Source organism: Haoranjiania flava (assembly GCF_025631005.1).
GTDB classification, from domain to species: Bacteria; Bacteroidota; Bacteroidia; order Chitinophagales; family Chitinophagaceae; genus Haoranjiania; species Haoranjiania flava.
The window spans coordinates 83038-97558 of sequence record NZ_JAOTPL010000003.1; the positions used below are offsets into that span (position 1 = coordinate 83038).

General features: G+C 44.6%; 7 protein-coding genes. All 7 read left to right on the forward strand.

What is annotated here, in order from left to right:
- The first annotated feature begins 81 nt into the window (after positions 1-81).
- The 7 genes from OD355_RS03285 to OD355_RS03315 all read left to right on the forward strand — a co-directional run bounded on the left by OD355_RS03285 (position 82) and on the right by OD355_RS03315 (position 14516).
- The gene (locus OD355_RS03285; RefSeq protein ID WP_263037022.1) at positions 82-3135 is read left to right on the forward strand and encodes a SusC/RagA family TonB-linked outer membrane protein; all 3054 of its coding nucleotides are present in this window, start codon (positions 82-84) and stop codon (positions 3133-3135) included.
- Positions 3136-3166: 31 nt separating this feature from the next.
- A complete protein-coding gene (locus OD355_RS03290; protein WP_263037023.1) occupies positions 3167-4678 on the forward strand; it encodes a RagB/SusD family nutrient uptake outer membrane protein in 1512 nt (503 codons plus the stop codon).
- A 68-nt stretch (positions 4679-4746) separates the two neighbouring features.
- Positions 4747-5031, forward strand: coding sequence for a lysine exporter LysO family protein (locus OD355_RS03295; protein WP_263037024.1), 285 nt, complete (start codon positions 4747-4749; stop codon positions 5029-5031).
- A gap of 27 nt (positions 5032-5058) precedes the next feature.
- Positions 5059-5661 carry a lysine exporter LysO family protein gene (locus OD355_RS03300; RefSeq protein WP_263037025.1) on the forward strand — a complete coding sequence of 201 codons (603 nt, stop codon included), beginning with the start codon at positions 5059-5061 and terminating at the stop codon, positions 5659-5661.
- A gap of 10 nt (positions 5662-5671) precedes the next feature.
- Positions 5672-8797, forward strand: coding sequence for a glycoside hydrolase family 2 TIM barrel-domain containing protein (locus tag OD355_RS03305; RefSeq protein WP_263037026.1), 3126 nt, complete (start codon positions 5672-5674; stop codon positions 8795-8797).
- Positions 8797-10752, forward strand: a complete 1956-nt coding sequence (locus OD355_RS03310) for an MGH1-like glycoside hydrolase domain-containing protein (protein WP_263037027.1) — start codon at positions 8797-8799, stop codon at positions 10750-10752. Before OD355_RS03305 ends, OD355_RS03310 begins: the two co-directional genes overlap by 1 nt.
- Positions 10753-11492: 740 nt before the next feature.
- Positions 11493-14516, forward strand: a complete 3024-nt coding sequence (locus OD355_RS03315) for a SusC/RagA family TonB-linked outer membrane protein (RefSeq protein WP_263037028.1) — start codon at positions 11493-11495, stop codon at positions 14514-14516.
- Positions 14517-14521: the final 5 nt, after the last annotated feature.

Sequence of the window (14521 nt, forward strand, 5' to 3'; positions counted from 1 at the left end):
CAATTAGTAACATTATTAGTACTATTAATAATCAGCTCAACTGATGTGTTTTCACAACATAAAAATGCAACAGTTAAAGGGATGATTTCTGACGAAACAGGCAACCCTGTGGGTTTTGTAACAGTATCTGCAAAAAACATGAATACACAGCAAACGTACCAGGCTGTTGCAGATTCGGCCGGAAATTTCACGATCAGTAACCTGCCTGTGGAGGGTCAGTATAATTTTGACTTCAGTGCAGTCGGTTATCAAAGCAGGAGCATCTCCGGCTATATATTAAAATCAGACGGGCCAAATTCAATAATAGTAAGCCTAAAGGCAGATGATGAAAGCCTGGGAGATGTAGTAGTTGTGGGATACGGAACGCTGAGAAAGAGCGATCTCACAGGTGCATTGTCTTCGGTTGATACTAAGGAAATTGCTTCCCGTGCCACCAGCAACCCTGCTGAAGCAATACAAGGTGTTGTGGCCGGTGTTAACGTGCAAAAAAGCAGTGGCATTGCCGGTTCGGCTCCTTCGGTAAAGATAAGAGGAGTAAGCACCTTTGGAAGCAACGAACCCTTATACATCATCGACGGGTTCCCGGGCTCTATAAGCAGTGTAAACCCTAATGACATTGAGTCAATGGAAGTACTTAAAGATGCTGCGGCAGCGGCCATCTACGGTTCGGTGGCCGCCAATGGTGTAATTATAGTAACCACCCGCCGGGGTAAAGGCGGAAAAGTACAGGTTGATATCAACAGCTATGCCAGCAGCACTCAGACTGCCAAAAGGCTGGATATGCTTGACGCGCAGGGATATCTTACCGTTCATAAGCGCATGTATGATGAGTACAATAAGTATGAGAGCAAAAAGGTAAGCCTGCCAGGCTATCTGAGCAACCCCGGCATCCATAATACCAACTGGCAGGACGAAGTATTTAGAACGGGTTTTGCCACCACACAGAGTGTGGCTGTGAGTGCAGGTCAGAATGATACCCGCATGTCCCTTTCGGCTAATATTACAGATGAAAAGGGAGTAGTAATTTCTAATACACTTAAGCAGCAAAATGCGCGCATCAAGGTGAGTACTAAGAAGAACATATTCACCATAGACGGAAATATGTCTTTCACAGGCTCCAAAACCATGTCGCCAAACTTTAGCTTAAAGGAGGTATATATGCTTTCGCCGCTGGTACCGGTTTATGATTCTGAGCAGCAAGGCGGCTTTGGCCTTACAAACTGGGGCGGTATCCCCAATAACGTGAACGTTGTTGCCGATGAGCACTTTAAAAGTAGCTGGACAAAGCGCCAGAATGTTACCGGTAGTGCATCGGTAGGGGTAGATATTATTAAGGGCCTTACCTTTAAGTCCAGCTATTCCTATCGTGGCAATAATTACCAGTATTACTACCACCGCCCTGCCTTTGTTTCGGATGTAAAGAATCCTTATGAGTACCCTTATTACTCTGAAAGTCGCAGTTATTGGGAAGAGCAGGTAATTGATAACTTGCTTAATTATACCAACAAATTTCACAAACATTCGGTGAATGCCCTGGCAGGAACTTCGCTTACCTTGCAATCGTCTAACTGGAACTCGGTGGGTGTTGAAGGTAAAAAAACGGTTTATTCTGTAAAGAACGGAGTACTTGTTACCAACGAATTGCCGGAAGGCTTTCTGGACCCCTATTTTATGACCATTGATGCCGGTAATGGCGGTACTTTTTCGGCCGACGGATCAAGGTACGAATACAACCGCATGTCTTACTTCGGCCGCTTGAATTACTCTTATGACGACCGCTACCTTCTTCAGTTTACCATTCGCCGGGACGGTTCTTCTAAATTTGGCGAGGACAGCCGCTACGGTAACTTCCCTTCTGTGGCTCTTGGGTGGAAGATCAATGACGAGCCGTTCTTTCCTGAAAAAACAGTAATATCTAATTTAAAACTTCGTGCGAGCTGGGGCCGGCTTGGCAATGAGGTAGCGCTGGGTTATTATGACCACCAGGCGCTGATTACACGGTACAATAGTCTGTTCATGGGCTATGTACAGGGAAGCGGAAGCAATCCTTGGCCGGGCAGCATAGCTATGGGGCTGGAAAACAGGATACTGCGCTGGGAAACTACTACTTCAAAGAATTTGGGCTTGGATTTTGGCTTCCTTAACAATGCGCTGTCGGGTACAATAAATTATTATTATAATACCACCAAGGACCTGCTGATCACTAAAAAACTTGCGCTTTCTTCTGGCCTAGAGGATCCAATCCTGAACGTTGGCCAAATAAGGAACAGCGGACTTGAGGTTGAGCTTAAATATACCAGGAACGCCGGTGATTTTCGCTATAATGTGGGCATGAACCTGTCTACGCTAAACAATAAAATACTTTCGCTGGCCAATGAAGATCAGGTATTGATGGGTGTAGGGCTTAAATACGGCACCGAACACTTTCCCAATCAAACGCGGGTAGGCTATCCTATTGGCGCTTTCTTCCTGTATAAAACAGATGGTATTTTCCAGAACGAACAGGAGGTTGCAGCACATAAAAACAAGGATGGAGATCTGCTGCAGGAAAGTGCAAAGCCAGGAGATCTGCGCTTTGTGGACACAAATGGCGATGGTGTAATTGACGATAAAGATAAAGAGTATTGTGGTACGGGTATGCCTAAGATAGAGGCCAATCTTAAGCTGGGAGCTTCGTATAAGGGCTTTGACTTCTCGGCACTGATCGGCAGCGGATGGGGACACAAGCTGTATAATGGTAACCGCTACTTTTACGAAGGCATGAACTCAGGCTCAAACTTCCTGGCTTCTACCCTTGATGCCTGGACGCCTGAGAACAGAAACTCTAAAATACCCCGGGCTGTATTGCAGGATCCGAACGGAAATACCCGCGAGTCGGACCGATTTCTTGAGAAAGGTGATTTTGTAAGGCTGCGCCATATACAGCTGGGCTATACTTTGCCTAAATGGGCGCTTGCCAGGATACAGTCTGATCAGCTGCGTATTTATATAAGCGGAGAAAACCTGCTCACTTGGACAAAATATGAAGGTATAGATCCGGAGTTTGCACCATCGGGCGTACTAAGTACAGGAGTAGATAGGCTTATTTTTCCGTTTACCCGCTCGTATGTTGTTGGTCTTCAATTTAGTTTCTAAACAAGCCTTTGATTATAAAAACTTAACAGATATGAAAAAATATATCTTAATAATAGGATTTCTGCTGTTTACGGCCAGCCTGTTTACAGCATGCGATGATAAGTTGAACCTGGATGCACCCGATAAGCTTACATCCAAAAATTACTGGCGCACGCAGGCTGATGCGGAGTCGGGCCTGGCAGCTGTATACTCGAAACTGGAAGGTGCTACAGATATCTGGGAATTTGCCGAGGTTAAATATCCTGTAGAGGCTTACCGGGAAGATATATGCGCCATCGGCACTGATGCGCTTAACTATCCCAACTGGGTAGAGCTGTATAATTTTACGTATACAAATGGCAACAGTCAGTTCTCGTCTTTCTGGCAAAACCACTATACCGGTATTTCGTATGCCAACCAGGTGCTGACTAAGGTGCCTGCTATCAATATGGATCAGGCGCTTCGTAGCCAGATACTTGCCGAAGCGCATTTTCTGAGAGCCTACTACCATATGAAGCTGATTCTTAATTGGGAAAAAATCATTATACGGAATGAATACATTACCGATGAGGCGCAAATAAGCAAACCTCTTTCCGGGAGGACTGAAGCTTGGGACTTTATCGTTAAGGAGTTTGAAAACGCCATTGCTAACCTGCCGGCCAAACAACCTTCTGAGCGTAAGGGAAGAGCCAATAAAAATGCTGCTTACGCATATCTGGGTTACTGTCTGCTTACCAGGGCTTATGAAGAACCGGCTAAGAAAGCCGACTACCTGTCTAGAGCTGAAGCAGCGTTTAAGAACGTAAGCGGTTATTCGCTGGTGCCTAACTTTATTTCCATGTTTGACGGTACCAACAAAAACAGCGAGGAGTCTATCTTTGAACTCCAGTTTACAGACAATACATCCAATGGAGCATCATACCGTACAGCGCTTCATAAGTGGATAGCTACCGGCGAGATAGGCGGATGGGATGAAATTGCTCCAAGCACTATGCTTATAGAGGAATTTAAAAAGGAGGGCCGCACATCTTCAAAAGGAATGTATGATTCCCGTATGTATCAAACTATGTTCTTTAACGATCCTTATTTTAATGACAATGCCGGGCGCGTGTATGGATCTACTTATGATGATTTTTTTGGAAAAGGTTCTGAGAAGGCTTCGTTCAGAAAGTTTCTCCCGCCCACCTGGGCTGATATGGAAAAATCAAGGACTGCTATTAACATTCCACTGATGCGCTATGCCGACGTCCTGCTTTTGCTGGCCGAAACACTGAACGAACAGGGTAAAACTGCTGAAGCTGTTCCGCTGATCAATCAGGTTCGGGCACGGGCAGACATGCCTTCCATCGCTGCTTCTTCGAGCGCCGGGGCTGTAAGGCAGCAGATAGAACATGAACGTATACTGGAGTTTGCACTTGAAAATACGCGCTTTTACGATCTGAGACGCTGGGGCAAGACCAAACAGGCGCTGGCCGCTGTTGGGCGCACGGGCTTTAATCCCGAGAAAAATAACTTCTATCCGGTGCCGCTGCTGGAAGTAAAATCAAATGACCAGATTAATTAATGTTTTAATAACTTCACGCTAAAAAATTGATTTAAGGCCCTTATTGTATGTTCACTGTATTTATTATTATGCTAATCGGAATTGCCTCAGGATATTTCCTGAGGCGTTTTCCTGATATTAAGTTTATAGGTAAGCTTATTTCGTGTTTTATTTTCATCTTGCTTTTCTTTTTGGGGATTTCTGTAGGCACAAATGAAAAAATTGTTAACAATCTTGATACCATCGGGCTCCAGGCCCTTATTATAACCATAGGCGCTATTGCAGGCAGCGTACTGCTTAGCTGGTGGCTCTATGCTAAAGTCTTTATAAAGGGAAAGAGCACAAAAACGGAAAACACGAAGGAACATGAATAAATTAATTGCACTTTTTTTATATACAGCATGAAAGGAAGCCTGATTATACTTTCGTTTTTTATTGCCGGAGCCCTGGCAGGCTACACGGGCATCTTGCCTGAAGTGATCTTGCAAAACGACTTTAGTGTGTACGTTTTGTATGTGCTAATGTTTCTCGTAGGTATCAATATTGGTTATGACAGCCAAACACTGGCTTCGCTGAAGATCAATAAATTCAGGATCATGCTGGTGCCGCTGGCAACCCTTGCCGGTACGCTGATCGGGTCGGCACTGACGGGACTTCTTATTCCCAGGTGGACTATATTTGAATGCATGGCTGTGGGATCGGGCTTTGGCTATTATTCCCTGTCAAGCATTTTCATCACCCAGTATAAAGGTGCCGAACTGGGTACCATTGCCTTGGTTTCTAACATTATACGGGAGCTCTTCACCTTGCTTGCTGCACCTTTGCTGGTTGCCTGTTTTGGAAAACTGGCTCCTGTATGTTCCGGAGGCGCTACCACTATGGATACTACGCTGCCTGTAATTAGCAGGTATTCGGGTTCGGAATTTGTGATCATAGCTATTTTTCATGGCATAACATTGGACCTGCTGGTGCCTTTTCTGGTTACTTTTTTTTGCTATTTATAATTGATTAGGAATGAAAAAATTGAACATTATTATATGGCTGTCTATCCTGACGCAGCTTGTGTATGCACAGGAAAAGCCTAAGGAGTGGGAAAATGCTCTGGTAAACCAGGTAAACCGCTTGCCCATGCATGCCTTTTTCAAACCGTATGCCGCTAAAGAAGCCGCTATGAAAAGGCTGCAGGAAAATAGCAGGGAGCTGCTGCTGAACGGAACGTGGAACTTTCATTATGCCAAAAATCCTGCATCGCGCCCGGCCGAGTTTTACAAAAAAGACTTTAAAATGGAAGCCTGGAGCAAGATCATTGTACCCGGAAGCTGGGAGCTACAGGGCTTTGATGCACCGATCTATACGGATGTATCCTATCCCTTCCCTCCTAACCCTCCTCATGTACCTAAGGATTATAATCCGGTAGGCTCGTACAAGCGTACCTTCACTGTTCCTGCCGACTGGAAAGGAATGGACGTCATCTTACGGTTCAGCGGGGTTGAATCGGCCTTTTACTGCTGGGTGAACGGAGCGTATGTAGGCTATAGTGAAGACAGCAGGCTTCCGGCAGATTTCGATATAAGCAAACATTTGAGACCCGGCTTAAATGACGTGTCTGTTGAAGTATACCGCTACAGCGATGGCTCTTACCTGGAAGGACAGGACTACTGGAAGTTTAGCGGCATTGAACGCAATGTTGCGCTGATTGCCCGCCCTAAAACGCGGGTTGAAGACTTTGGTCTTAAAGCGGAGCTGAACAATGGCTATAAAGACGGGCTTTTTAAACTGGCCATTAAAATGAAAAAGGGGCCTTCTTTTGAAGGCTCTTCGGTTAAAGTGGAAGTTTCTGACGGAGACGAACTTATTTATACAAATACCCGGCAACTGAAAGGAAAGGCAGATATGGCTTTTGATATGGAAAGCTCATTCAGCAATGTAAAATCTTGGACAGCTGAGTCGCCTCATTTATATACACTTACTGTAAGCACGCTGGATAAGAATGCCCGGGTAACGGAAGCCTTCTCTCATCGCTTTGGCTTCAGAAGCATTGAAATGAAGAACGGATTGTTTTTAATCAATGGCGTGCCGGTTAAAATAAAGGGTGTAAACCGGCATGAGTTCAATCCGCTTACCGGACGAAGCATTACAAAGGAAAGCATGATCCAGGATATTAAACTGATGAAGCAGTTCAATATCAATGCGGTGCGCTGCAGCCACTATCCGAATATTGAAGACTGGTATGAACTGTGTGATGAATATGGCCTCTACCTGGTTGATGAGGCCAACCTTGAATCGCATGGAATGGAATCAACCAAAATGGAAACGCTGGCCAATCATCCCGACTGGATAGTACCTTTTCAGGAACGCGTGGAGCGCATGGCCGTGCGCGACAGGAATTACACCTCGGTTGTTACCTGGTCACTTGGCAATGAATCTGGCTATGGAAAGCACTTTGAAACGTTGTACCACTGGCTTAAAAAGTATGATTCTTCACGCCCTGTTCAATATGAGGGTGCGCGCAGAACGGGTATTTCAGACATTTACTGCCCCATGTATGCCCGGGTATATCATTTGCGAGAGCATGTGAACCAGCGTCAGCCGAAGCCTCTCATCCTTTGCGAATATGCACATGCCATGGGCAACAGCGTAGGCAACCTGAATGACTACTGGGACCTTATATGGAAGTATGATCAACTTCAGGGCGGCTTTATATGGGACTGGGTAGACCAGACTTTCCTGATAAAAGATGAAAAGAACAATGACATATGGGCTTATGGAGGCGATATGGGCTATGTGGGTGTGCCCAACGACTCGAATTTTTGTGCAAACGGACTGGTTTCAGCGAATCGCTCACTGCATCCGCATATATGGGAGGTAAAAAAAGTGTACCAACCTGTGCATTTTGAGCCGGTTTCCTTGTCTGACAGGAAGATCCGTGTAACCAATCGTTTTGATTTCAGTAGTCTGGACGACTACGATTTTGAATGGCAGATTAAGGCCGACGGTGAAGTTTTGCGTAAAAAGCCGTTTTCCATAAAAGGGTTAAAAGCACATCAGTCGCGCGAGGTTATACTGGACCTGCCTTCGCTGACTCCTGCTCCTGGCAGGGAGTATTTTTTACATATTAATGCTTATTACAAGGGTAATCATCCGCTCATCCCGGCTGGACATCTGCAGGCTTATGAACAGTTTTTACTGCCGGTGGAAAAATTGCTTATGGCAAGAAAGCCGGCTCAAGGGCCTTTAAACGTACGTGATCACAAGGAAAGGATTGTGATATCGGGAAATAGCTTTGAAGTCGCTTTTTCTAAAAAGAACGGGCAGCTGTTTTCTATGAAACAGGGAGGCAACGAGCTGTTAAAAGAAGGCTTAGTGCCTAATTTCTGGCGGCCTCTGACGGATAATGATGTATCAAACGGGTTGCAGCAGCGCTGTGCAACGTGGAGAGATGCAACGCAGGATATGACACTTGAACGCATCACTCATGCGAAAAGCGGCAATCAAATGTTGGTGAATGTGGTGTATGACCTTGCTAAACAGGATGCAAAAGTACATATGGACTTTTCAATTGATGCTCAGGGAGTGATCGATGTGAATTATAAGCTACTCACCGGCAGCAAGCCGCTTCCGGAAATACCCAAAGTAGGCATGCACATGGTGCTTAAAGGGGAGTACGACCAGATGCAGTGGTTTGGAAGGGGACCTCACGAAAACTATTGGGACAGAAAGAGTTCGGCTTTGGTTGACTTGTACAAAAGCGATGTATGGAGCCAGTTTCACCCTTATGTGCGGCCTCAGGAAACGGGTAATAAGTCGGACGTGCGCTGGTTTAAACTGGCAAATGCCAGGGGCGAAGGTATATTGGTAAAGGGTAAGCAACCCCTAAACATCAGCGCCTGGAATTTTCCGATGTCGGAGCTTATGTACGTCCCGTTTAAGATACAACGCAAGCATGGAGGCAGTATACAGAAGCAGGATATGGTGTGGCTTAACATTGATTACCTGCAAATGGGTGTTGGCGGAGATAATACCTGGGGCGCCCAAACGCATCCTGAATATACAATTACACCGGTTGATATGACCTATGGCTTTACTATCATTCCTTTTGGAAAGGGTATTAGTGCGGCCGATTTAAACAAGAAATTTTAATGCTGCCAGCAACTATAAGCAAATCGAAAAAACTTGGCCTGACAGTGGCCTTCCTGCTTGGTACAACTGCACTCTTACAGTCGTGCAAGGCGGGGCAGAACCCTGCGCAGGGGAAGAAAGATTACAGGATGGACTATCCCAATTTGCTGAATGTGGTCTACACGCCAAATTCGGGAAGGCTGCAGGGGCAGGGCATGTTTACGGATATGGGCTCATGGATGGGCTTTACCATACCGGCCAGGGGAGCTTCTTATAACGGATTCTGCGGCCCTTTTGACCTTGACAACCGTACCTGGGTAAGCGAATCTGTATTTAAGCTATCGGCTCTGAACAAAAACAGGCAGGAGCTTGTTTATAAGCCGGATACAGCGATTTATTATCCAGGCAAGCTGCTAATGAAATCCTCGTCTGGCCTGGAAAAGCTTGACCAGGCGCTTGTATTCATAACCGCCAATCATGCTTTGCTTAAATGTAGTTCGGCAAAAGACGTATACTTCAAACTTGAAGGAAGTCTGTCTGGACCGATGGTATGGACCAGGCAGGGTAACTCTCTACTGTCAACCTTAAAAAAGGGAGAGATCATCATGCTTAGTTTCCCTGGAAATGTAAGTCTGGATGTGAGCGGCAAGGCGTATACGGCTAGCTCAAAAAACTGTGTCAGACAGTTAAATGTTGTTGTTTCTTATTTCAACAGCAGTGAGGAGCATTCCCGGCGTAAGGCTGAAGCTGCAGGGATACTTAAGAGGGCTAATGAAAAATTCGATGCTAACAGCAACAGGTGGAATGGCTACATCCGTGCCAACCTGCGCAGCGATATGCCTCTGAAAAACAATAAAGTAATGGTGAAAAGCATCATGACGCTTATCAGCAATTGGCGTAGTCCTAAAGGCGCCCTGTATCATGCGGGCCTGGTACCCTCGCATGCAATGGACTATTTTGTAGGCTTCTGGGCCTGGGACTCCTGGAAACATGCGGTTGCCTTGTCGTCTATCGATAATAAGCTTGCAAAAGATCAGATGCGCACGATGTTTGACTATCAGGATGAGACGGGCATGATTGCCGATTGTATCTATACGGATTCTGCCGAAAACAACTACCGCGACTCAAAGCCTCCTCTGGCAGCGTGGGCCGTGGACGCTATCTATAAAGCAGACGGCGACAAAGCGTTCCTGAAGGAGATGTACCCTAAACTGCTGAAGTACTATCAATGGTGGTATACCTATCGCGATCATGACAAAAACGGCATTTGTGAATATGGCGCTACCGACGGCACGCTGGAAGCTGCTAAATGGGAAAGCGGGATGGATAATGCCATTCGCTTTGACAGAACGATGATGCTTAAAAATAGCCCGAATGCATGGAGTATGGATCAGGAGTCGGTGGATTTAAACGCCTACCTGCATCTTGAGTATGAACTGCTGAAGAAGTTCGCCAAAGTGCTGTCTGTTCCTTTTAAGGAAATCGACCGGAAAGCAGTACTGCAAAAATACTTCTTTAGCAACCGGCACGGCTATTTCTTCGATAAGACGTTAAAGGGAGATTTTATTGAGGTGTATGGTCCCGAAGGATGGACGCCGCTCTGGACTGGGCTGGCGAACAAACAGCAGGCTGAACGGGTTGCAAAAATCATGTTTGATCCTAAAAAGTTTTCTACCTATATACCTTTCCCTACTGCGGCGGCCGATAATCCTAAGTTTAATTCACGGGGTTACTGGAGAGGTCCTATATGGCTTGATCAGGTCTACTTTGCCATAGCGGGTCTGAGAAAGTATGGCTATACTCAGGAGGCAGATACTTATACCCGGCAGGTATTCGGCCGCCTTAAGGGACTGGATGGCGATGCCCCTATTCATGAAAATTATGATGTTCATACGGGCCAACGGCTTAAAGCATCACATTTCAGCTGGTCGGCTGCCCACTTGTTCCTCATGTACAAGGATATGGGAAAGAAATAAATCAAAAGCAGGATGCTTACAAACGGTTTTTTGGCAAGTTTATGCAGTCCGATCAAATGGCCGCTGCCAACATTCTATTGCTGGTTGATGGAGAAAGGCAATTTGACCGAATTGTGCTGGATTTTAATTCTATAATGACTACCCAGTGCCGGAAATCAGCAAGGTGCGTCGCCTTCTGACACCCGCTCATTGCTTATCAATGACGTGTATGTAGTGTTGACAACATATGGCTGCGAAGTGGCACTAGTTCGTCTTCAAAACATTTTCTATCTTTTCAGGACGGCACCCTGTCCAAAACAGGCAATAAAAACGGTAGGGCTCCTACGTTTGACAGCGGATTTTTTCAGCAGGACATTCTGGAATATTTGAAGGCAAACGCTTTGCTATATATTCTAGCCAGGTTCCGCCGGCCCTTGCAACGGTTTACTGGGTACAACAGGCATTTTTGCGGCTGGACGATGGATTGAAATCTGTGAACAATACCACGATGCCTCCTGTAAAGCCCAGAAAAAGTGTTGTTGCCAGAGAATACAAGAATACCCAAAAGGCGACCACATATTTGTAGATTCAGGTTACCCATTGAAAAAATCCTGAAAAATATTACCAAGCTTAACGGGTTCGTAATCAGTAATATAGATGCCAATAAATATATTATTTACAGATAAGTTGCCAATTGATTAGGGGATAAGCTTACTTACGTACGTTTTATACCATATTCACATAAATTTAAGTTAATAAATATGCTAAAAAAATACCTGCATTTTATAATACTGTATGTAGTATTATTAACCAGTACCGCCGGCTTATTTGCACAGGAAAGAAATGCAACGGTTAAAGGTATGATCTCCGATGGAACAGGCAACCCTGTGGGTTTTGTCACCGTATCTGCAAAAAACATCAATACACAGAAAACGTACCAGGCTATTGCAGATTCGGCCGGAAATTTCACCATCAGTAACCTGCCTGTTGACGGCCAGTATAATTTTGACTTCAGTGCAGTCGGCTACGAAAAAAGAAGTATTTCCGGCTATACCTTGAAAGCAAATGCTCCCAACACCATTATTGTAAGCTTGAAAGCAGATGATGAAAGCCTGGGAGATGTGGTAGTTGTGGGATACGGAACTGTACGAAAGAAAGATGTTACAGGCTCTATTGTAACATTGCAGTCCAAAGACTTTAATCAAGGCATAAACGTGGCTCCGGACCAGCTTATCCAGGGTAAAACACCTGGTGTAATGGTTATTAATAATACAGGGCAGCCAGGGGGGTCTACTACTGTACGCATACGTGGAAACTCTTCAATAAGAGCCAGTAATAATCCATTATTTGTGCTTGATGGTATAGCTTTATCCGGAAAGTCAGCGCGTCCTGGAGGTTCTGGAGGATTTGGATCTGACGGAGGAAATCCGTTGGACTATCTTAATCCCAATGATATCGCCAGCATAGATATTCTCAAAGACGCCTCTGCTACGGCTATTTACGGCTCGCGCGGGGCAAATGGAGTGGTAATTATTAACACCAAAAGAGGTGCAAGTGGAGAACCCACGTTTAATATTAATTCGTCTGTAGGAATATCCAATTTGCTAAGGAAGCCGGAAGTATTGTCAGCCTCACAGTTTAGAGAAGCTTTAAAAACGTATACTCCCGGTGAGACAACTAGTGCAGATTTTGGTAGTGATGTGGATGCTTTTAGTGAAATATTAAGAACCGCAATGATCCATAATCACAGCTTAGCTATTACCGGCGGCACAGATCGTGGCAGATACCGGTTATCCCTGGGTTATTTGAACCAGGAAGGCATTATCAAAACCAGCGAGCTCAACAAGCTAACAGCAAACTTAAGCTCAAGCTTTAAATTTCTTGAAAGCAAGCGTCTGGGCCTGGATGTGGACCTCTTCTTTACACAAACGCGTGAAAGAGTAGCTCCCATTGATGTGGCAGTAGGTTTTGAAGGTAACGTGGTATCACAGGCATTGAACTGGAACCCGACCAGGACTTTGAAAGATGAAAATGGGAAACTTACCTGGGTTAGCCCTACAATCATTAATCCTCTTACTTCTTTGGAAGCTTTCAAAGATAAGACTAACGTTAACACCATCATCGCTAATATAGCTCCATCCTATAAAATCACTGACTGGCTACAGTATCGCCTCGCTTACAGTTTAACCCGGCAAACGGGGCTGCGTACAGGCATGTACGACAGGTTGCAGATAAATCCTACGCATAATGAGAAAGGAATGGCATTTATTAATAATAATACCAATACCGATCAGCAAATTACACATACCTTAAACGTTAATAAAGATCTGACAAATGACTTGAACCTGAATGCAGTGGCCGGGTACGAATATTTAAGTTATGATTCACGCTGGAATTCCCAATTGGGCTCTGGTTTTACCAATAAGGGAATTGATTTCTATGACTATCTGGGGTACTCGGTGGCTTCAAACCGTAATATTAATTCAGAGCGGTCGCCTGTAAATGAATTGCAATCTGTTTTTCTACGTTTGGGTTTCAATTACAAAGACAAATACCTATTAACTGGTACAATACGGAGAGATGGATCCACAAAGTTTGGTGAAAACAATAAATATGCAAATTTTCCTTCTTTAGCTTTCGCCTGGAACATATCTAATGAAGAATTTCTCAGAGAAACATTTCTGGACATTCTGAAATTACGTTTGGGATACGGACAAACCGGGAATAGCGAATTTCCTTCCGGAGCTTCCAGAAACCGGTACGTATTTGGGATGCAAAGCCAGGAACAAACAAATTTTGGAAACCCCGATCTCAAATGGGAAACATCTGCTACCTTGAATGCAGGTATTGATTTCGCGATGTTAAATAACAGGATCACAGGTTCAATTGACTATTTTTATAAAACAACAAAAGATGCTTTATTTGAAAGGACTATTGCACAACCCGCCCCTGCCGGCAAAATTTGGGTGAACCTTGATGGTGAAGTAGTCAACAAAGGCCTTGAGATAATTGTTAGCGGAGATATAATCAGAAACAATATATGGAGATGGAACCTTGCAGCTAATGCTACATTTCTTGAGAATAACGTAACCGGGTTGCCGGGGTTTTATGAAACAGCTGTTCTGCGCGGCCAGGGGTTTTCAAATGTAGTAGGTCAGCGTATGGTTACCGGGCACCCGCTTAATGTTTGGTATCTCGCCATATTTGAAGGAATAGATCCTGCAAACGGAAGAAGCATGTATCTGAGTAAAGACGGCCATTCAGGTTCGGATGTTGATCCTGCGCAAAATAAATTCTACATTCATAGCCCCAATCCCAAAACATTGCTGGGTATTTCAACACAGGCTTCGTATAAAAAATTTGCTGCGCAGATTAACATGAATGGTGCATTCGGGCATTATTTATTCAATAACACTTTAGCGACGGTACTAGGCATCAACAATCTCTCTGGCAAAAATATATCTCCCGTTTACTTTAAACCCGAACTAAAAGAGTCTACCTCTAATTCGGCTGCGCCATCAACGCGTTATTTGGAAAAAGGCGATTACTTAAAACTGGCAAATGCTACGCTCAGCTATAATGTTGGTAATATTGCTAACGGAGCTATTAAGAATTTAAGCATATCGCTTACAGGCCAAAACCTGTTGGTTTTCACCAAATACCGTGGTTTTGATCCTGAAGTTAATACGAATGGTGAAACAAATGGTATTCCATCTTTGGGTATAGAATACATTCCATACCCTTCAGCAAGAACTTTTTTACTTGGAATTAATTTTTCTCTTTAACCGAT

Excerpts from the sequence above, each read along its gene's own strand:
- OD355_RS03305 (WP_263037026.1), top strand. The coding sequence starts at position 5,672 with ATGAAAAAATTGAACATTATTATATGGCTGTCTATCCTGACGCAGCTT.
- OD355_RS03285 (WP_263037022.1), top strand. The coding sequence starts at position 82 with ATGATTTCTGACGAAACAGGCAACCCTGTGGGTTTTGTAACAGTATCT.
- OD355_RS03290 (WP_263037023.1), top strand. The coding sequence starts at position 3,167 with ATGAAAAAATATATCTTAATAATAGGATTTCTGCTGTTTACGGCCAGC.
- OD355_RS03295 (WP_263037024.1), top strand. The coding sequence starts at position 4,747 with ATGCTAATCGGAATTGCCTCAGGATATTTCCTGAGGCGTTTTCCTGAT.
- OD355_RS03300 (WP_263037025.1), top strand. The coding sequence starts at position 5,059 with ATGAAAGGAAGCCTGATTATACTTTCGTTTTTTATTGCCGGAGCCCTG.
- OD355_RS03310 (WP_263037027.1), top strand. The coding sequence starts at position 8,797 with ATGCTGCCAGCAACTATAAGCAAATCGAAAAAACTTGGCCTGACAGTG.
- OD355_RS03315 (WP_263037028.1), top strand. The coding sequence starts at position 11,493 with ATGCTAAAAAAATACCTGCATTTTATAATACTGTATGTAGTATTATTA.